A 19,849-nucleotide genomic window follows, 5' to 3' on the forward strand; every position below is an offset into this window, starting at 1 on the left:
TTCACGTGGTCGCGTCGTAGTCGTATATCCAATCGTATTTTCGCGAAAGCCGCGGGCCTACGGCCATCAGCGCCCACTGTGCTGCCAGCCGCATGGGACCGCGCAGGTGAAAATTGCGCGCGTTGGCTCCGGCGGCGGCCACAACCCGTTTAGCCCTTGGGTGACGACGGGTTTCATAGGCAGCAAGAGCTTGTGTCACATCGGATTGCTCTTCGAAACAGCGGGCCATGATCCACGCATCCTCTAGCGCCAGACAGGCGCCTTGCGCCATGAACGGCAAGGTGGGATGCGCCGCGTCACCCAGCAACGCCAACTGCCCCACCTGCCAGCTTTGCGCCACAGGCCGCAGGAACAGGGCCCAAAGATGGGTCTCGGTCACGTCAGACAGAATATCACCCACTGGCCCCCCAAAATCAGCAAAACGCGCGCGCAGATCATTCGGATCGCCTTGCAGTCGCCAGCCTTCCTCTTGCCAATCCGAGCGCTCCTCAATTGCCACCACATTCATCAGTTGCTGATCGCGCAACGGATAGGTGACGACATGGCGTCCAGGCCCCATTGTCAGTGAGGCGCAAGGCATCTCCTCTCGTTCTGACAAGGGGATAGTCGCACGCCAGGCAATCTGGTGCGTGAACTGAGGGGCCTCTGGCCCGTTCAGGGTCGGACGTATGGTGCTGCGGCCCCCGTCCGCCGCGATAACACAGTCGCACCGCAAGCGTTCGCCGTCATTGAGAACGATTTCCGCCTCTGCCGGATGTTGGAGAACCTGCGCCACCTGCGCGCCCAGCTGGATAGTAACGCCCGCCTCTAAAGCCGCCCGGCGCAACAGGTCCAGCAAATCCGCGCGATGGTAATAGTAGGTCGGTCCGGCCGCCGGTGCGGGAATACGGCTTATTACTCGACCTTTGCGATAATCTCGCAGAATTGTGCCGTGCGACAACTGCCCGCCCTCGGGCTTATCCCCTAACACATTCAGCGCCCGCAACACCGCCATGCCGTTGGCGCTGATCTGCAGCCCTGCGCCAACCTCGGTCAGGGCCGGAGCCTGTTCAAGAACCGTGACCTGCGCTCCGCGTTGCCGTAGCGCCAGAGAGGCTGCCAGCCCCCCTATTCCGCCGCCTATGACACTGAATTTCAGACCGTCGATATTCATGACACCGGCTTAACGCAAAAACGCCGGAGCAACAGGCCCCGGCGTTTGAATTGTTACCAAAGTTCCAGCGATCAATCGTCGCGGTGGACCTTTTCGCGGCGCTCGTGACGTTCCTGCGCCTCAAGCGTCATGGTCGCGATCGGACGCGCATCCAGACGTTTCAGCGAAATCGGATCGCCCGTCTTTTCGCAATAGCCGTACTCGCCCTCTTCGATGCGACGCAGGGCCGAGTCGATCTTGGCGACCAGCTTGCGCTGACGGTCGCGGGTCCGCAGCTCCAGCGCACGATCTGTTTCCTCGCTTGCGCGGTCTGCAACGTCCGGGATGTTACGGGTGTTGTCCTGCAGCCCTTCGATCGTGTCGCGGCTGCCCGCCAATAGTTCATTCTTCCAATCCAGCAGCTTGCGGCGAAAATACTCAAGCTGACGGTCATTCATGAAAGGTTCATCTTCGGCCGGGCGATAATCCTCCGGCAGAAAAACTTCCTGCTTCATTTTTGCTCCCTCGGTATGGCCAGTAACGTCGGTTGCTGTTGTTTGACCTGACATTTGGCGCTCCCTTCTGCGGTGCATGTATCCGACGCACGCACGAATGTCACTACACAAACGTCGTCTTGATACGTCACGTCTCTGGCATGTCTAAATATGAGACAAATAACAACAAAACCTTGTTATACTGTGGAAATTGTCAGGCGAAAATTAGGCAAACCCCGACAGATACGGCACCCGCCGGACGTCGAATCACGCAAAAGGGATTGGAGTCGTTACGAAAATCTGATCCCGCGACGCCGTGGCCCGCTTGTCAAAATCATCGCCTCTCTGTAACCCGAACAACACAGATTGCGCAAAACCACATGAGGGGCACATGACCGCACGTTTCCAAGGCACCGCCGAATATGTTGCCACCGACGACCTGACCATTGCGGTGAATGCTGCCGTGACGCTGGAACGCCCCCTGCTGGTCAAAGGGGAACCTGGCACGGGCAAGACCGAACTGGCAAAACAGGTGGCAGGCGCACTGGGGCTGCGCATGATCGAGTGGAACGTGAAATCCACCACCCGCGCGCAGCAAGGTCTGTACGAATATGATGCCGTCAGCCGACTGCGTGACAGTCAGCTGGGCGAGGAACGCGTGCATGACGTGTCCAACTACATCCGCAAGGGCAAACTGTGGCAGGCGTTTGAGGCCGACGAAAAGGTGGTTTTGCTGATCGACGAGATCGACAAGGCGGATATCGAGTTTCCCAACGATCTGCTGCAAGAACTCGATAAGATGGAGTTCCATGTTTACGAGACAGGTGAGACCATCCGGGCCAAACACCGCCCCATCGTCATCATCACCTCGAACAATGAAAAGGAGCTGCCCGACGCGTTTCTGCGCCGCTGTTTCTTCCACTATATCCGCTTCCCTGACGAAGCAATCATGCGCCGGATCGTCGAGGTCCACCACCCCGGCATCAAGGACGCGCTGCTGACCACCGCCCTGACGCAATTCTATGAAATCCGCGAAACGCAGGGGCTGAAGAAAAAGCCCTCGACCTCCGAAGTGCTGGATTGGTTAAAGCTGCTGTTGGCCGAGGACCTGACGTCCGAGGACCTCAAACGCGACGGTGCGAACGCTTTGCCAAAGCTGCACGGTGCGCTGCTGAAGAACGAACAGGACGTGCATCTGTTCGAACGTTTGGCCTTTATGGCGCGCAGCAAGCGCTGAACCTGTTGAACATCTGTTGATCGCTGCTTGCCTTGGACAGGTCTGGCTGTCAGCATTGCAGGTGGCGGTCCGGTTTATCCGGACTACCTATGACCGGATCAGACGGGACCCTGTGATTGACTGACACTTTGACCATCCGCGCCTTGCGGCCCGAAGACCGCGCTGAATGGTCCGACATGTGGCGCGACTATCTGGCGTTTTATGAAACGACGGTCGCAGATGAGATCTATGACAGCACCTTCGCACGATTGCTGGGCGATGACCCTAATGATTTCTCATGTTTTGTTGCGGAACAAAACGGGCGGCTTGTTGGTCTCACGCATTACCTTTTCCACCGCCACGCGTGGAAGGTTGAATCCGTGTGTTACCTGCAAGACCTGTTCGCCCGCCCCCAGGCGCGCGGCACCGGTGTCGGCCGCGCTCTGATTCAGGCGGTGTATGATGAGGCCGACCGACAGGGCGCGCCGTCAGTCTATTGGTTGACGCAGGATTTCAACCACACCGCCCGCAAGCTATATGATCGCATCGGCAAACAGACGCCCTTTATCCGGTATCAGCGCCCATGATGCGATGGGTGGCCCTTGTTGCAGGTGTGGCGCTGGCAGGCTGCGCAGCGGTTGAGACGACCGAAGTACCAACCCGCGTGCAGGCGATTGAAGAGACGTTGCCGCCGGCCAAGACATTCACCCGCGCGTTCCCCATGCCACCGGGCCGGTCGAATGCAAATATCGCGGCGGATTTCGTATCGTTGCATTTCGCGTTGGAAGGGGGCGCGAAACTGCCGGTATTCACGCGGTTCGAAACGCCGATCACCGTGCGTATGACCGGCTCACCTACGCCCTCAATGCAGCGCGACCTGACCCAATTGCTGAATCGCCTGCGCCGCGAGGCCAGGATCGACATTCAACAGATTTCGGACGGCACGGCCAACATCACAATCGAGGCCGTCAGCCAGGCAGAGATCCACGAAATTCTGCCACAAGCGGCCTGTTTCGTGGTGCCCAACTCTTCGAGTTTCGAAGAGTACCGCCGTAACCGACGCAAACAGATAAGCAGCTGGAGCCGACTGCGCAGCCGCGAACGTCTGGGCATCTTTATCCCATACGACGTCAGCCCGCAGGAAAAGCGCGATTGTCTGCATGAAGAGATTGCACAGTCGCTGGGGCCATTGAACGATCTGTATCATTTGCCGGATTCAGTCTTCAACGATGACAATATCCATACTGTCCTGACCGGGTTCGACATGCTGATCCTGCGCACGGCCTACGCGCCCGAACTGCGCAGCGGAATGACAAGCGAACAGGTTGAAGCCGCCCTGCCCGGCATTCTCAGACGCCTGAACCCACGTGGCGAAAACATACCAATGCAGCCGCTGTCTGAAACGCCGCGTGAATGGATCAATGCGGTTCAAAAATCCCTGCGCCCGCAACTGAATACGCAACGGCGCCTGCGGGCCGCGCAAAAGGCCGCACGGATCGGTCAGGAACAGGGCTGGACCGATCATCGCCGGGCCTATCCCTATTACCTGATGGGGCGGATGGGTCAGTTCGACAAACCGCAGGATGCGCTCCGCAATTATCAGACCGCCTTGCGATACCTGCGCACAACCCCCGGCACCGATGTCCATCAGGCCCATATCACCACCCAGACTGCCGCATTCGCGCTGGCACTGGGCAAAGGCCCCGAAGCCCTGCCCGAGTTGGATAAAGCCATCGACGTGATGATGCGGGCCGAAAATGCCTCGCAACTGGCGACTTTGCTGTTGCTGAAATCCGAAGCCCTCAATCAGGCAGGCCGGACGGCTGAGGCACGTTCCGTCAGGCTGGACAGTCTGGGGTGGGCACGTTACGGGTTCGGCTCGGAAACGGTGGTCCGGTCGCTGAACCAGGAAGTTGCGGAAGGATCCCCCAACAACAGAGGCGGATAACGCATGGTCGTAATTCTGGGAATGGCGATATTGGGGGCAATCCTTGGGGCGATGACGGCGCGCAAACGCAACGGCACCGGCGCTGACATGGCGCAATATGCTGCCGGGTATGGCATTGCCTTTGCATTGGTCGGTCTTGTTCTGTCCCTTATTCTCATACGTTTTGTGGTCTGACCCATGTTCCTGCCCTTTTTCGAAAATCTCAGAAAAGCGGGCATTCCCGTATCCTTACGCGAATACCTGACCTTTCTTGAGGGCATGAAAAAGGGCCTGGCCACATATGATGTCGAGGCGTTCTATTACCTCGCCCGTGTGTCGATGGTGAAAGATGAACGCAACATCGACAAATTCGACCGCGCCTTTGCCGCAAGTTTTGAAGGGCTGGACGAGATAAGCTTTGAACAGGTTCTTGAAGCAGTCGACATTCCCGCCGATTGGCTGGCGAAGATGGCCGAAAAACATCTCTCGGATGAGGAAAAGGCCGAAATCGAAGCCATGGGTGGGTTCGACAAGCTGATGGAGACGCTGCGCGAGCGCCTCAAGGATCAGAAAGGCCGCCATCAGGGCGGTAACAAGTGGATCGGCACCGCTGGGACGTCTCCGTTCGGGGCCTATGGATATAACCCCGAAGGCGTGCGCATCGGTCAGGACGAAAGCCGCCATCAGCGTGCGGTCAAGGTTTGGGACAAGCGCGAATTCAAGAACCTGGACGACACGGTTGAACTGGGCACGCGCAATATCAAGGTCGCCTTGAAACGCCTGCGTCGGTGGGCGCGTGAAGGCGCGGCGGAAGAGCTGGATCTGGACGGCACCATCCGTGCCACCGCCGAACATGGTTATCTGGATGTGCAAACCCGCCCCGAGCGCCACAACGCCGTCAAAGTGCTGCTGTTTTTGGACGTCGGCGGCTCAATGGACCCGCATATCAAAGTGGTCGAAGAACTGTTCTCGGCCGCGCGGACCGAGTTCAAGCATCTGGAGTACTACTACTTTCACAATTGCCTGTACGAAGGCGTCTGGCGCGACAACCGCCGCCGTTGGGATCAGAAAACCCCCACGCATGAGGTGCTGCGCACCTATGGCTCGGACTACAATTGCATCTTTGTCGGCGATGCCTCGATGAGCCCCTACGAGATCGCTTATCCAGGCGGCGCCAACGAGCATTGGAACCAAGAGGCCGGACAGGTCTGGCTGCAACGCGCCCGCGAACAATGGCCGTCAAACCTGTGGATCAACCCGTTGCCCGAGAAGTATTGGGAATACACTCACTCCATCGGCATGATCCAGGAGATATTTGAGGATCGCATGGTGCCGATGACCCTGGCCGGACTGGAACAGGGAATGAAGGAATTGACGCGGTAAGTCAGGTTCACCTGCTCATGCACGATTGACGCAGGCCGCGCAGGTCGGCGTTTTCGGTGAGTTACTCCGGCAGAGGAAAACTGGGCCGCGCTGGCGGGATGGATTGGTCTTTATTTGGCAATATCCCGTAGAACAGGGCCGCCCAACCCATCACAGTTCCCAACACCAATGCGGGAAACGCGACCAGAATGGACAGCGATTTGCCCAACTGTGTTTCTAACCCCAATGGTCCAATGACAGCGATGGCCGCCACGCCAAAAACAAGCATAAGTGGGCCCGACCCCACAAAAACGATCAGTGCCTTCCCAATGCCATCCGGATCAGCCAGCCAATTTGGTGTCAGTTTTGAAACGGTCATCGCCATACTGCAACCCAGCGCAATAAGCGTGGCCAAAGCCATCGGTCCAATGCTCATTCCCTGAGACCAACCAAAAGCCAATGTCCATACAGCCATGAAACACAAAAGTAGCCCGTATAATCCCATTGATCGCAGGCAAGCTCTGTACGCTCGAAAACAGAATTTCTTCATAATCTATTGAATCCTAGTGAATTTCTTATGTCGCATTCTCGCTATCCGGGAATTTTGACTAAAATTGGACGTCCGCTCTGTTTACTGCACAAAAGTTCAAGGCTGGTTGCCTATTCCACCACTCAGAGCCATATCTAGTGCATGCTTCGATTGACCCCGATCCTATTGGCGATTGCTTATGCCTTTGTGATGTACCGGATTTCCGTCTGGCGAACACACCGAGAGCTGGATGCGAAATCGACAGAACTGGCCGATCCGGTGCTGAAACGCATGACTGACAGGCTGGCCGCCGCGCTCGAGATCGACCGGGTCCCGGTTTACATCTACGAGATCGACCCGGTGAACGGTCTGGCGGCTGCTGACGGGCGGATATTTATTACTCGCGGCTTTTATCGCAAGTTCCGTAACGGAGAGGTTTCGGCCGAGGAAATGGCCAGCGTTATCGCGCATGAGCTGGGGCATGTTGCGCTGGGGCATGCCCGGCGGCGGATGATCGATTTTTCCGGCCAGAACGCATTACGGGCGGCTTTGATGATGCTGTTGAACCGGTTCATTCCCTTCATCGGCGCGTGGATTGCCAATATGCTGACCCACCTGCTGGCCTCGCGTCTGTCGCGCAGCGATGAATATGAGGCGGATGAGTATGCCGCCGCCCTGCTGACCAAGGCCGGGATCGGGATTGGGCCGCAAAAGTCGCTGTTTCACAAGTTGGAAGACCTGACACAACAGCGCGCGGGTGTTACTCCGGCCTGGCTGATGAGCCATCCCAAAACAGATGAACGGATCGCGGCGCTGGAAGCACTTGAGCAGCGTTGGGGCGCGGGCGGTTAGGTTCGAAAGCGAGGGGCCAGCCCCACCGGGATATTATTAGCCAGATGAAGTTGGATACGGTCTAATGGCTGAGCGCCTTGCCCAACCTCGGCAAACGGGCCTTTTTCATCAGCGCGCGTAAGGTCCATTGATCACCGGACAGCCGGTTGGCTTCGGCCAAGACACGGTCGGCGAGTTCCGCCATGTCGCCGGAATTATCCAGCCAGAACCCAAATAGCAGGCCATCAGGGTCGCGGCGCTCAAGCCCTTCTTCCGACAGGATATTTCTTGGGAAATCCTTGGCGTTCACGGTGACGATAACATCGGCCGAGGCCGCAACGGCGGTGGCAAGAACGTGGATATCGGCACTGTCCGGCAGCCAGAGGCGTTGCTCAAGCCCCGGATTGGCCGCGCGTTCAGCCTTGGGCCACTGCGCCTGTGTCACGGCGATTTCAGCGCGGGCCTGCGCCTCGCCTTCCGGGCCCAGTTTGCGGGCGGCACGCGCCCATTCCTCGAGGATACGAGGAGACCAGATCGGGGTGAAGTGACCCAATCTAGCAGCGCCCAAAAGCATCTCTCGCATCACCGTGGGGTAGATGACGCAGGTATCCAGAACCGCCTTCACAGCCGGTAGAACACGGCTTTGAGGTAGCCGCTTTCGGCCAGTTGCGGCAGTTGCGGGTGGTCGGGGCCGGCAAACCCCGTGTGGATCAGCTGTGCCTGCCGCCCTGCCCGGCCAATCCCGCGCGAGGACGCGTCGCGGAACCGACCCAGATCGGCCGCGTGTGAACAAGAACAAAGCCCCAGATAGCCGCCCGGTTTCACCAAAGGCGCGGCCAACCGTGCGATACGCTCATACGCGCGCAGGCCCGCGTCCAGGGCTTGTTTCGACGGCGCAAAAGCCGGTGGATCACAGATGACCACGTCAAATTGCGCGCCTTCTTCGCCCAATTTGGTCAGCACCTCGAACGCATCGCCCTGCCGGGTTTCAAATCGATCCGCGCATCCCGAAGTTTTGGCACCCTTCGCCGCCAAGTCCAGCGCCGCAGCCGAACCATCGACGGACAGGGCCTGCGCCGCGCCGCCAGCCAGCATCGCCAGACCAAAACCGCCCACATGGCTGAACACGTCCAGCACTTGCGCACCCGGCTGCACCAGCCGTGCGGCGAATGCATGGTTGGGGCGTTGGTCGTAAAACAGGCCGGTTTTCTGACCTCCGGCAAGGTCAGCCATATAGGTCGCGTCATTCATCGGCACCGGCAGCGGAGCGTCAGGAGCAGTTCCACGCAAGGTCTGGTTTTCATCATCCAGCCCTTCCAGTCCCCGGGTGCGGCCCGAGGCATTTTTCAGCACGGTTGTCACACCCGTCACAGCAACCAACGCGTCGGTCAGTGCTTCCAGATGCGCTTCGGCCCAAGCAGCGTTGGGCTGAATCACGCAGGCATCGCCAAAACGGTCGATGATCACGCCGGGAAAGCCATCCGCTTCGGCGTGGATCAGGCGATAATAGGGGGCGTCAAACAGGCGTTCGCGCATGTCCAAAGCGCGGCGAAGGCGGGATTCGAACCATTCAGCATTCAGGTCGGCGTCAAGGTCACGATCCAACACGCGGCACATGATTTTCGACTCGGGGTTCACGGCGACCAACGCAATAGGCGCGCGTTTGTCATCCTCAAGCACGGCCAAGGCGCCAGCCGGTATCTTGCGTGTACGCCGGTCGGTGACAATGTCGTTGGCATAGACCCACGGGAAGCCATGGCGCAGGCCGCGCGCGTTGGCTTTGGGTTTCAGACGGATACGGGGGCGGTCGGTGGCTTGGGTCATGACGCCCTCATAGTGGTGAACACGCCGGGGGAAAAGCCCTAGCGGGGACGAGAGCGCCAGCCGCCGCGCCTCTTGGGTGTCTGAGCCGATTGTAGCCCTTCGGCCAGCACCTGTGTCATGGGGTGATCGGCCTCTTGCTCGGCATAGATAGCGTGTAGTGCGGTCAGGGCCTGTGTCTGATCGCGATCCGCTGGCAGGCTCAACGCCCAGTCCAAAAAAATGCTGCGGCATTCGGGCAGCGTGATACCGTCGATGCGGTACGCCTCACGGATCAGGCCCTTGTGATCGTTTGGATCGTCATTGCGCGGCATCCTGCCCCTCCTCAAGCACGCGACCGATAATTCCGGCGGCGGCGGTGTAGCTGTCTTGCAGTGCGCCTTGCAGGTGTTCAACCTGTTCGAAACCGGTGGCCCGACACAGGAAAGCCGCGCCGCCCTCGCCGATCTTGTCAGCCTCGATCCCCTTGCCCGACAGCAGCCTGGTGGCGCATTGCACGGACCAGCATAGATCGTAGCACTCTTTGAGCGTTTGCGCCTGAGCGACGTCCAACAAACCGGCAGCGACAGTACCGTCCAACCCGGAATGCACGTCGCGCTGTGTGACACTGGATAACAGTGTTCCAGCTTGAGCCATTAACTCGATATCCATCATCCGCCCGGCACCGTTCTTGGCATCCCATATCCCCGCTGGGGCCTTGGCCGCTGCCAAACGCACGCGCATCTCGGCCACTTCGCGTAGCACTTTCTGACTGTCCTGTGGCTGAGACAGAAATTCAGTGCGGAAGGTTTCGATATCCTGGGCCAGCCCTGCATCACCTGCGACCACGCGGGCGCGAGTCAGGGCCAGATGCTCCCACACCCAGGCCTCGTTGCGCTGGTAATTGGTGAAGCTGGCCCAGCTGGTCGCCACCGGCCCCTGATTGCCAGACGGGCGCAGGCGCATATCGACCTCATAAAGCCGCCCCTGCGACATCGGTGCGGACAGTGCCGTGATCAGCGCTTGGGTAAACCGAGCATAATAAGTGCGCGTGGCCAGCGGGCGCGGACCGTCCGACATATCCTGATCCAGCGGGTCATAGATCACGATCATGTCCAGATCGGATTGCGAGTTGATCCGCCCTGCCCCCAGCGATCCCATACCCAGCACTGTCGCCCCGCGCCCCGGTGCAGGCCCGTGTTTTTTGGCGAATTGCTCGGTCACGCAAGGTAGGATCGCGGCTATAACAGCGCTGGCCAGTTCGGCATATTGCTGTCCGGCCTGTACACCGTCGATCAAACCGCGCAGGTGATGCACACCGATACGGAAATGCCATTCCTTGCACCAGCGACGCGCGAAATCCAACTGCGTTTCATAGTCCGTTTCTTGCTGCAGCGCCCGCTCAAGATCTGACTGAAGCGTCGTTTGCCCTGGCCAGTTGCTGAAGAAACTGCCCCCAATCACCGCGTCAAACACGGCGGCGTTATGGGACAGATGCGCCGCCAATGCGTGCGAGGTGCCCACGATATCGACCAGCAAGTCGATCAGGTGGGGATTGGCCTCGAACAGGGAAAACAGCTGCACCCCGGCGGGCAACCCTGCAAGGAAACCGTCCAGCGCCCGCAGCGCTTCGTCCGGTTTTGCGGTTTTCGACAGGCGCGAGAGCAGCTCGGGCTTGAGACGTTCAAAGATCCGCGCGCCCCGTTGCGAGCGCAGCGCTGGATAGGTCGTCCACCGGGCCAGAACACTCTGGTCAAAGTCGGCCTCGCTGACAGGTGCAGGGGTCGAGGAACCGGGCGCAAAGAACCCCTCGGTCAGCTCGTGCACTTCGGTCAGGCGACGGGTTAGATCAGCCGTCAGCTCTGCGCTGTCGATCCCTATCAGGCAGGCGACGCGTTCGACACCGTCCGGTGATTGCGGCACCTTGTGGGTCTGCGCATCGTGGACCATCTGAATGCGGTGCTCGACCTCGCGGTGGGCGCGGTAATGGCCAGTCAGTTTTTCGGCCACGTCTTGCGGTATCCAGTCCTTTCCGGCCAGCGCCGCCAAACCAGGCACTGTGCCGCGTACGCGCAGGTCAGTGTCACGTCCGCCGGCGATCAGCTGGCGGGTCTGAGTGAAGAACTCGATCTCACGTATGCCGCCCTGCCCCAGCTTCATATCATGGCCGGGAATAGTCAGCGTACCGCCAGTGCCTTTGTTCTCGCGAATGCGCAGACGCATGTCATGCGCGTCCTGAATGGCGGCGAAATCCAGATGCCTGCGCCAGACAAAGGGTCGCAGCGCGTCCAGAAAGCGTTGCCCTACGGCAATGTCACCGGCACAGGGACGCGCCTTGATATAAGCCGCCCTTTCCCAGGTGCGACCCAGGCTTTCATAATACCGCTCGGCCGCCTCGGTCGCCAAACAGACCGGGGTCACCGCCGGATCGGGACGCAATCGCAGGTCAGTGCGGAACACATACCCATCAGCGGTCTTGTCGCTGAGCGTGGCACAGAAATTGCGCGTGGCCCGCACCATCCCCTGACGGGCGTCAAAGAAATCATCTGGGTCAAAGCGGGTTTCATCGAACAGCACGATCAGGTCGATATCCGAGCTATAGTTCAACTCGTGCGCGCCCATTTTACCCATGGCCAGAATGATCATCCCGGCGGCGGTTTCCACATCGTCTTCGGTCATCCCCGGCAGCTTGCCCCGCCGGATCAGGGCCGCAATCTCGGCCTTGGCGGCAACGTCCGCAGCCAGCGCGCCGAAATCCGTCAGCGCGGCGGTCACCTTCTCTAACGGCCACGCACCGGCCAGATCAGCCAGTGCGGTCAGCAGCGCCAAGCGCCGTTTGGCCTGCCGCAAGCCGGGTTTCAACTGATCAGGCGGCAAGGCCCGTGCTGCGTCCATCACATCCGCGAAAGCCTGATCGGGTTGTTGCAAGGCAGACGGCAGCCAATCGCGTTCGTGTTCGATCAATCCCTTCAGATATGGGCTCGAACCCGCCGTCCCTGTAATCAGCTCCCCTTGTTCAGGCGTGATACCAGATACCGCATTCAGCGCCTCATCACCCAGCGACGTATCAAACGCCCGCGGAACACGGTGGATGGTCAGCGGACCGGTCATTGCGCCTCCAACGGAGTGTCCTGGCTGAAACTGTTGACCCAGACGTCATGGCGGCGCTCCCACAGGGATGAGATCAGCATCGCCTCCCATGCATCGCTGCCGGGGCGCTGATAGTCGGCGCGATAGGACAACAACACAATATCAGCGTTCAGAACCCGCAGTTTTGTCTCGCTCAATTCGTATCGCGCCATCGTCGGCGCATCAGCGAATTGCCCGACATGATCATCCCGATTGGCGAACCCGGTGGGATATACTCCCAGAAAATCCGCGCTCAGCAACGCCCGGTCGGCCGAGGCATTGCCTTCAACCAGTGCGGTCCAGACTTGCTTTTCCAAATCCAGAATTTCGGCAAGTGACGGGGCGGTTTTTCGTTCTTCAACAGACATTTTTGCAAACTGCTTGGTTCTCTGAGTGACGTCAACCAAACTTGGTCGCGCCGTTTAATGTAAATCTTTTTTACATAGACCCCTTGCAACCCACTTTCCGCTTCCCATCTTAACGATGTGAAAACGATTTACATCAACCCCGGAGACTTTAAATGACCGCACTTTCCGACCCCGCCGTCCCTGAAAATCCGGGATGGCTGCATCGCATTGAAACTTGGCTTGACGACAAAGGCAAAGGCGCTTGGATCGCCATCATGGTCCTTGGTTTCATCTTCTTCTGGCCCGTTGGCCTGGCCCTGTTGGCCTACATGATCTGGAGCAAACGCATGTTCAGCAAATCCTGCAGCCGCCGCAAATCCTGGCACAGTCACATGAGCGCCATGAAACCCTCGGGCAACAGCGCCTTTGATGCCTATAAGGCGGACACTCTGGCGCGGCTTGAACGCGAACAGCAGGATTTCGAAGCCTTCCTGCGCCGCCTGCGCGACGCCAAGGACAAGGCTGAATTCGACCAGTTCATAGACGAACGCGCCCGCGAAAACCACGACGAGCCCGAAAACGGCGAGCGCGCCTGATCAAGACTTGCCCTGTCCCGCCATTCGGGACAGGGTAATTTCCGAACAATATCCGGATATTACAACATGACCCACCTGCCCGACCCTGATACCCAGCCCGAGTTCTACCAGTCGGTAGCAACCAAACGCTTTGTCGCGTGGCTGTTTGATATCGCCTTCATCTCTCTGCTGTGCATCGTGCCGGTTTTCCTGACATTTGGCGCGGGGCTGTTGTTTCTGCCCCTGATTTACGGCGTCATCAGTTTTGTGTACCGCGTTGTCACCATCGCCAATGGATCAGCGACGCTGGGCATGCGTTTCATGGGCATTGAACTGCGCGACGCATTCGGGTCACGCATGGATATGGGCAAAGCCGTGGCTCATACCGCCGGATATTTCATCAGCATGGCGTTTTTCGTGGTTCAGATCATCTCGGTCATTATGATGCTGACCAGCGCACGCTGTCAGGGTCTGACGGATTCGTTCCTTGGCACGGTTATGATCAACCAGCGGGCTTAAATTTCTGCCAATTGAATCACTTGGCGGCTCAGGGAACCGTTGTTATCATCCTGTGTCAGGAAACACGGAACCTTCATGCGACACACGCTGCCCATCGCGCCGCAATTCTATGTGACGGCCCCTCAACCCTGCCCTTACCTTGAGGGCAGGATGGAGCGTAAGTTGTTCACCGCCCTGCAGGGCGAAGGTGCCGATCAGCTGAATAATTCCCTGTCGCAACAGGGGTTTCGCCGATCCCAGAATGTGCTTTACCGCCCATCCTGCACTGATTGCGCCGCCTGTCTGTCGGCCCGCATCGATGTGTCGGCTTTTCGCCCCAGCAAAAGTCAGAGACGCACGGCCAAACGCAACTCTTATCTGCAACGTCGTGCAAACTCGCCCTGGGCAACTGATGAGCAATACGAACTGTTCCGCCGCTATCTTGACACACGCCACGCCGATGGCGGCATGGCCGATATGGATGTGTTCGAATTCGCCGCAATGATCGAAGAAACTCCGATTCGCAGCCGCGTGGTCGAATATGCTGACCCCGAAAGCGGAGAGCTGATCGCCGTCAGCCTGACCGACGTATTGGATGACGGGCTCAGCATGGTGTATTCCTTCTATGATCCCGAACAGCCGCAAAGCTCTTTGGGGACGTACATGATCCTCGATCACATCGACATCGCGCGCGAGGCGGGCCTGCCCTACGTCTATCTGGGCTACTGGGTACCAGGCAGCCCCAAGATGGGGTACAAGGCGCGGTTTTCAGGACTCGAAGCCTATATCCAAGGCAACTGGAAGCGTATCAACAATCCGTCTGAACTGGCAGACGGCAAGCATCATCCGCTATCAACCGCGCCGATTGCCGAACAGGTCGCCAGCATCCAACTGCCCGACCGCCACCCGACCAAGGGCTAAACTTCCATGCGCCAAGCACTACACGCCGTCACCCTGGTGGTGCCGGATTACGATGCAGCAATTGCGTTCTACACCCAGATACTCAGCTTCACCCTGACGCAAGACATTGACCTGGGTGATGGCAAACGCTGGGTACTAGTGTCCCCTCCGGGATCAGATGCCGGATCACTGTTGCTTGCACAGGCAGACGGCCCAAACCAGATCGCCTCCGTGGGCAATCAGACCGGAGGCCGTGTTGGCTTCTTCCTGCAAACGGATGATTTCAAACGCGATCACGCCGAAATGTTGTCAAAAGGCGTCCATTTCGAAGAAGACCCCAGACAAGAACCCTACGGTTGGGTCGCCGTCTGGCGCGATCCATTCGGAAATCGTTGGGACCTGATTCAGTTCACCTGATCCACCTTCATCTGGCCAAAAATATCTCGGGGTTGAATTGGCCGCAGGCCAATAAGGGGCTGGCCCCTTCAACAAATCAAAAAGCAAAGGGGGCCAATCGGCCCCCTTTTCCGTTGGATCACAGTAACCAATCAATTCGGGATCAGGTCCGGCACAATGGTCACAATCGACGGGAAGGACCACAAGATGCCAATCCCCACCACCTGAATGATCACGAAGGGTATAATCCCACGATAGATATGGCCCGTCGTCACCTCTTTCGGCGCAACCCCCCGCAGGTAGAACAGCGCAAACCCGAACGGTGGCGTGAGGAACGAAGTCTGCAGGTTCACCGCCACCATGATCGTCACCCATTTCGGATCGAACGACCCGCCATAGATCACCGGGCCCACGATGGGGATCACGATGTAGATGATCTCGAGGAAATCCAACACAAAGCCCAGAATGAACAGCACCAACATTACGATCAGGAAGACCGTAAACTCGTTGTCAAAGCTGCGCAGGAACTGCTGAATGTAATGCTCGCCGCCAAACGAGATCACCACCAGGTTCAACAGCTGCGAGCCGATCAGGATGGTAAAGACCATCGACGTCACCTTGGCCGTTTCGCGCACAACCGGGGTCAGAACGCCGCTTGTAAACAGCACCCAGCAGGCAAAGATCAATCCGAACAGCGCATAGAGGTAAGCCGCGTAGGCAAAGATGAAGGCAATCCAGCTTTCAACCGAGACATCGCCTTGGTTGATGCGCAGATCGAAATTTATGCCCATCAGCATGCAGATGATGACGGCGAAAGTTGACCAGATGATCACCTTCCCCGAACGCCCCTGATCCTGCAGCTTTCGATAAGCCGCCAGCATGATCGCCCCGCCTGCACCCAACGCCGCGGCCGGTGTCGGGTTGGTAATCCCGCCAAGGATCGACCCCAGCACCGCGATGATCAGAACCAGCGGTGGAAAGACCACACGGATCAGATCGTTGGTGGCACAGCGTTCAGCCGCGAACTTGCAGCCATAGATCGCCAGCGCAAACGGTATCGCCATGATCACGAAGGCCACCCCCGACGAGGTCGTCGGCGCAATCAGCAGCACGTCCACCAGTACCAACAACAACAGGCCGATGGATCCGATGATCAGTGGTTGTGTGGATTGCGACGGCGCAATGCCGCGACCAAACAGTAAGGTCAGACCCAGCAGCACAACGATAACCGCAACGCCTGTTCCAATCGGTGCAGTAGCGGCAATCTTGGCCTCCTGCGCAGCGGCCAGCTCTTCTTCGGTCAGGCGCTGAGCCTGAGAAACACCGCCCGCCTCATCCAGCGCCTGCTGCTCGGCCACGGCCTGATCCCAGGCGGATTGACCGTGCAATTCGATCATCGAGACCTTGCATTCCTCAGACACGTTGGTGCGCAGCGAAGCGCCCTCACCGATATCCGAGAAGGCTGAGACAGTGATGTTCTGGCTGCCAATCACACCTGTGCTGCCCAGCAGAACGGCCCCTACGATCAGCGCGACCGGCGCACCCAGCAGCCATGTCAGACCTTCACCCCGGGTGATCGGTTCACCGCCACCGCCGCCCATTTCTACGGCCGGGGCTTTTTCGGGGTTCATCAACGCATAGCCAAAGGCATAAAGCGCATAGAGCAAGGCCAGCATGATGCCCGGCAGCAGTGCCGCCTGGAACAACGTGCCAACCGAGACCACCGCAGGCTCACCCAGATAGGTCAGCGCGTCGGTACACCCGGCCTCAACCGCGCGGGTTTCCTGCGCGGTCGAATACAGATCACCAGCCAGCGTGCCCAGCAGAACAATCACGATAGAGGGCGGAATGATCTGCCCCAACGTCCCCGAAGCCGCGATTACACCGGTCGCCAGTTCTGGAGAATAATTGTTCCGCAACATAGTCGGCAGTGCCAGCAGCCCCATGGTCACAACAGTCGCGCCCACAATCCCGGTCGAGGCCGCCAGAAACGCGCCCACAACCACGATCGACACGGCCAGACCACCCGGCAACGGGCCAAAGACACGCGCCATTGTGGTCAGCAGGTCGTTGGCGATCTTTGAACGCTCCAACGTGATGCCCATCAGGACGAACATCAGCACGGCCAACAGGGTTTCGATGGATTGCCCGGCTAGAACACGCTCGTTGATGCGGTTCACGATGAACGAGACATTGCGGTCCAGCGCGGTTTCCCAACCAGAGGGGAAGACCGGCTCGCCTATGGTTGGCAATTCTGGGTATCGGAATACGGATATGGTGTCAGGCTTGATGCCCGAATTCACCAGATCCCGATAGGCCTGTGTGCCCGAGTCGATGGCCTGATGCACCAATAAACCGGCGCTGTCCAAGGCCGCGATGATCCCGAATGAGATGATACCAGCCCCACCGATGGCAAAAGCCACCGGGAACCCGGAAAGGATGCCTCCGAAAAGGCAGAAGAATACGATAATGAGGCCTATCTCGACGCCATCAAGTCCGAATAGCATAGTCTTGGTCTCCGTCCTTAATGTACGCCTTCGAAGGCTTCTTCACCCTCGCCAAGGCTGTCTTTGTCGAGGTATTTTCCGGCACTGTCCGGCCCTTCCACGTATTCAAGATACGACCGGTAGAGGAACGCGATGGCCTGTAGGAAGACCAGCCCGGCAAAGGCCACCAGCATGATCTTGAACAGGAAGTAGGCTGTGAACCCGTTGGGGCTGAAGCCGATGGTTTCGACATTCCAGCGCATCGCCTTCGATTTCAGCAACAACCGCTCCAGCGTGTCACTGGCCGAGGGCTTTGGCACGATCAGGTGCCGCCACATAAAGTACCAGCCATACATCCAGACCAGCACCGCCAGCGGCATCATGAAGAACACCGAGCCCAGCATGTCGATCACCTTTTTGGTGCCGAACCGTGCCGGAGCATAGAACAGATCAACCCGCACGTGCCCGCCTTGCACAAAGGTGTACCCTACGCAAAGAGACACCACCAAAGCGTTGTAAAACTTCAACATTTCCGCATACCAGCTGATGTCGTATTGCAACGGAATGCCAAAGGCGATCACGATGTCGGGGCGGGTGAAAATCCGCTGCATGATCACGATGATGATCTGCTGCAACACCATCAGCAGACCGGCCCAGGCAAAGAACCGGCCCAGCGTGTTGGTGAACCCCTCCAGCCCGCGCACACACCCCCACATGAAGTTGTTGCGGACCATGCCGATGATCGTGATGACCAGAAAAATTGCAAAAACGGCAAAGAAGAACTCAACCGATCCGCCATAGTAGACGAAGCGCATGACAGCTTCTTTATCGGACCAATCCAGCCAGAGGCTTGGGTGGGTCAGTGCGTAGCCAATATTGTAGAAGGCTTGGGCCAGATTTTGCAGAACCCAGACAATCCCGCCGCCGACTGCGGCAAGAGCGTCGGTCAAACCAACCGAGCTGCTGTCGTCCATGATGTCCCTCACTCAACTGAATTTCCGTGATCTTCACCTTAGCAGGGGCCACGGTATTCAGAGAATATGTATTGAAAAGAGGCCCCACTTTCGTGAGGCCTCTGAGATTTCCGGCGCCTACTTAGCCACCCAGAACGCGAACACGCTGCTGGACGTAGTATCCATCCGACTTGTTGATCCACGAGGCCGATGTCGCCAGAGACTCTTCGAACGAACCGCGGATATTGGCAAACAGCTCGTCGTTCATGTTTTCGTCCATGACCTCGGCGGATGCCTGGCCAAACGCGTCCCAAACGTCGTCCGAGAATTGCAGCGTTTTCACGCCCTGCGATTGCAGACGCGCAAGTGCGGCACCGTTGTTGGCCAGCGTTTCGGCCAGCTGATAGTGGGTCGTGGCCATCGACGCATAACGCAGGATTGCCTGCTGTGCCGGTGTCAGGTCGTTCCAGACATCCAGGTTGACCGATGCGGCCAGACCCGAGCCCGGCTCGTGGAAGCCCGCAGTATAGTAAACCTTGGCAACTTCCTGGAAGCCGGCGCGTTCGTCAGCCATCGGGCCGACCCACTCCAGACCGTCCAGCGCACCCGAAGACAGCGCCTGATACAGCTCGCCACCGGGAATGTTCTGAACCGAAGCGCCCAGTTTGCCCAGCACCTTGCCGCCCAGACCGGGCATACGGAACTTCAGACCGTTGAAGTCTGCGGCCGAGTTGATCTCGTTGCGGAACCAGCCACCGGACTGCGAGCCCGAGTTACCGGCTAGCAGGCCTTTGAGGTTAAAGATCTGGCCCAGCTCATCGTGCAGCTCTTCGCCGCCGCCGTGATAGTACCAGTTGGTCAGTTCCTGTGCGGTGCCACCAAAGGGCACAGCGGTGAAATATGCGTAACCGGGGTGCTGCCCGATAAAGTAGTAGTCGGCCGAGTGATACATGTCGGCCTGGCCCGACGACACGGCGTCGAACACTTCCAGCGCGCCCACCAGTTCACCCGGGGCCTTCTTGTCGATGGTCAGCTGACCGTCGGACATCTCGCCGACCATCTGCTCCATATAGCTGGCTGCGTCATCCAGAACGGCAAAGCCACGCGGCCACGATGTCACCATCGTCAGGGTTCGCTTGCCCTGCGCGTATGCCGGTGCCGCCAACGCGGTTGCTGCAGCCGCGCTGCTGCCCAGTGCCGTGGTTTTCAAAAATGAACGACGATCCATATAGTCAGTCCTCCCAAAGTCATGATCTGCCTCTTGGGGCAGTTGG

The 19,849-nt window shown here is 58.6% G+C and carries 21 protein-coding genes; 10 read left to right on the forward strand and 11 right to left on the reverse strand.

Annotation, left to right across the window (positions count from 1 at the left end; translation table 11 throughout):
• Window position 1 precedes the first annotated feature (1 nt).
• Together AB1A64_RS05660 and dksA are read right to left on the reverse strand one after the other, a co-directional pair.
• Entirely contained in the window at window positions 2-1,153 is a 1,152-nt protein-coding gene (locus AB1A64_RS05660; protein ID WP_366550528.1) for an FAD-dependent monooxygenase, read from the reverse strand.
• Between the two features lie 71 nt (window positions 1,154-1,224).
• Entirely contained in the window at window positions 1,225-1,647 is a 423-nt protein-coding gene (dksA, locus tag AB1A64_RS05665; protein WP_170348990.1) for an RNA polymerase-binding protein DksA, read from the reverse strand.
• 370 nt (window positions 1,648-2,017) lie between these two features.
• Between dksA and AB1A64_RS05670 the strand changes: the two genes are divergently transcribed.
• The 5 genes from AB1A64_RS05670 (at window position 2,018) to AB1A64_RS05690 (ending at window position 6,152) form a co-directional block, all read left to right on the forward strand.
• On the forward strand, window positions 2,018-2,863 hold the full coding sequence (locus AB1A64_RS05670; protein ID WP_366550529.1) for a MoxR family ATPase: 846 nt from the start codon (window positions 2,018-2,020) through the stop codon (window positions 2,861-2,863).
• Window positions 2,864-2,979: 116 nt separating this feature from the next.
• A complete protein-coding gene (locus AB1A64_RS05675; RefSeq protein ID WP_366550530.1) occupies window positions 2,980-3,429 on the forward strand; it encodes a GNAT family N-acetyltransferase in 450 nt (149 codons plus the stop codon).
• Window positions 3,429-4,790, forward strand: coding sequence for a DUF2927 domain-containing protein (locus AB1A64_RS05680; protein WP_366550765.1), 1,362 nt, complete (start codon window positions 3,429-3,431; stop codon window positions 4,788-4,790). The genes AB1A64_RS05675 and AB1A64_RS05680 overlap by 1 nt, the downstream gene beginning before the upstream one ends.
• A 3-nt stretch (window positions 4,791-4,793) precedes the next feature.
• A complete protein-coding gene (locus AB1A64_RS05685; protein WP_170348993.1) occupies window positions 4,794-4,964 on the forward strand; it encodes a hypothetical protein in 171 nt (56 codons plus the stop codon).
• A gap of 3 nt (window positions 4,965-4,967) precedes the next feature.
• Entirely contained in the window at window positions 4,968-6,152 is a 1,185-nt protein-coding gene (locus AB1A64_RS05690; protein ID WP_366550531.1) for a VWA domain-containing protein, read from the forward strand.
• A 61-nt stretch (window positions 6,153-6,213) separates the two neighbouring features.
• On the opposite strand, the gene AB1A64_RS05695 is transcribed toward AB1A64_RS05690, so the two are convergent.
• Window positions 6,214-6,567, reverse strand: a complete 354-nt coding sequence (locus tag AB1A64_RS05695) for a hypothetical protein (RefSeq protein WP_366550532.1) — start codon at window positions 6,565-6,567, stop codon at window positions 6,214-6,216.
• A 255-nt stretch (window positions 6,568-6,822) separates the two neighbouring features.
• Between AB1A64_RS05695 and AB1A64_RS05700 the strand changes: the two genes are divergently transcribed.
• Window positions 6,823-7,512, forward strand: a complete 690-nt coding sequence (locus AB1A64_RS05700) for a M48 family metallopeptidase (protein ID WP_170358891.1) — start codon at window positions 6,823-6,825, stop codon at window positions 7,510-7,512.
• Between the two features lie 61 nt (window positions 7,513-7,573).
• Here the strand turns inward: AB1A64_RS05700 and AB1A64_RS05705 are convergent, their stop codons facing one another.
• Genes AB1A64_RS05705 through AB1A64_RS05725 form a run of 5 tightly spaced genes read right to left on the reverse strand, consistent with a single transcriptional unit; the run spans window position 7,574 to window position 12,788 of the window.
• Entirely contained in the window at window positions 7,574-8,116 is a 543-nt protein-coding gene (locus AB1A64_RS05705; protein ID WP_366550533.1) for an RSP_2648 family PIN domain-containing protein, read from the reverse strand.
• Window positions 8,113-9,315: an RSP_2647 family RNA methyltransferase gene (locus tag AB1A64_RS05710; protein ID WP_366550534.1), complete on the reverse strand. Its 1,203-nt coding sequence runs from the start codon at window positions 9,313-9,315 to the stop codon at window positions 8,113-8,115. The genes AB1A64_RS05705 and AB1A64_RS05710 overlap by 4 nt, the downstream gene beginning before the upstream one ends.
• A 38-nt stretch (window positions 9,316-9,353) precedes the next feature.
• Window positions 9,354-9,626 carry a hypothetical protein gene (locus tag AB1A64_RS05715; protein WP_170358897.1) on the reverse strand — a complete coding sequence of 91 codons (273 nt, stop codon included), beginning with the start codon at window positions 9,624-9,626 and terminating at the stop codon, window positions 9,354-9,356.
• Entirely contained in the window at window positions 9,613-12,402 is a 2,790-nt protein-coding gene (locus tag AB1A64_RS05720) for a glutamine-synthetase adenylyltransferase (RefSeq protein WP_366550535.1), read from the reverse strand. Before AB1A64_RS05720 ends, AB1A64_RS05715 begins: the two co-directional genes overlap by 14 nt.
• Window positions 12,399-12,788: a nuclear transport factor 2 family protein gene (locus tag AB1A64_RS05725; protein WP_366550536.1), complete on the reverse strand. Its 390-nt coding sequence runs from the start codon at window positions 12,786-12,788 to the stop codon at window positions 12,399-12,401. The genes AB1A64_RS05720 and AB1A64_RS05725 overlap by 4 nt, the downstream gene beginning before the upstream one ends.
• A gap of 152 nt (window positions 12,789-12,940) precedes the next feature.
• Here AB1A64_RS05725 and AB1A64_RS05730 point away from each other — a divergent pair, with 152 nt between their 5' ends.
• The 4 genes from AB1A64_RS05730 to AB1A64_RS05745 all read left to right on the forward strand — a co-directional run bounded on the left by AB1A64_RS05730 (window position 12,941) and on the right by AB1A64_RS05745 (window position 15,157).
• Complete coding sequence (locus tag AB1A64_RS05730) at window positions 12,941-13,363, forward strand: DUF2852 domain-containing protein (RefSeq protein ID WP_366550537.1); 423 nt, start codon at window positions 12,941-12,943, stop codon at window positions 13,361-13,363.
• Window positions 13,364-13,429: 66 nt separating this feature from the next.
• Entirely contained in the window at window positions 13,430-13,861 is a 432-nt protein-coding gene (locus tag AB1A64_RS05735; RefSeq protein ID WP_366550538.1) for an RDD family protein, read from the forward strand.
• Between the two features lie 75 nt (window positions 13,862-13,936).
• The gene (locus AB1A64_RS05740) at window positions 13,937-14,761 is read left to right on the forward strand and encodes an arginyltransferase (protein WP_366550539.1); all 825 of its coding nucleotides are present in this window, start codon (window positions 13,937-13,939) and stop codon (window positions 14,759-14,761) included.
• 6 nt (window positions 14,762-14,767) lie between these two features.
• Window positions 14,768-15,157: a VOC family protein gene (locus tag AB1A64_RS05745; protein ID WP_366550540.1), complete on the forward strand. Its 390-nt coding sequence runs from the start codon at window positions 14,768-14,770 to the stop codon at window positions 15,155-15,157.
• A 131-nt stretch (window positions 15,158-15,288) separates the two neighbouring features.
• Here AB1A64_RS05745 and AB1A64_RS05750 read toward each other — a convergent pair whose 3' ends face one another.
• The 3 genes from AB1A64_RS05750 to AB1A64_RS05760 all read right to left on the reverse strand — a co-directional run bounded on the left by AB1A64_RS05750 (window position 15,289) and on the right by AB1A64_RS05760 (window position 19,803).
• Complete coding sequence (locus AB1A64_RS05750; protein ID WP_366550541.1) at window positions 15,289-17,643, reverse strand: TRAP transporter large permease subunit; 2,355 nt, start codon at window positions 17,641-17,643, stop codon at window positions 15,289-15,291.
• Window positions 17,644-17,660: 17 nt separating this feature from the next.
• Entirely contained in the window at window positions 17,661-18,596 is a 936-nt protein-coding gene (locus AB1A64_RS05755; RefSeq protein WP_366550542.1) for a C4-dicarboxylate ABC transporter permease, read from the reverse strand.
• 121 nt (window positions 18,597-18,717) lie between these two features.
• Complete coding sequence (locus AB1A64_RS05760; RefSeq protein WP_170349008.1) at window positions 18,718-19,803, reverse strand: TRAP transporter substrate-binding protein; 1,086 nt, start codon at window positions 19,801-19,803, stop codon at window positions 18,718-18,720.
• Window positions 19,804-19,849 lie beyond the last annotated feature (46 nt).

This window comes from Ruegeria sp. ANG10, from assembly GCF_040705255.1.
Lineage (GTDB): Bacteria > Pseudomonadota > Alphaproteobacteria > Rhodobacterales > Rhodobacteraceae > Ruegeria.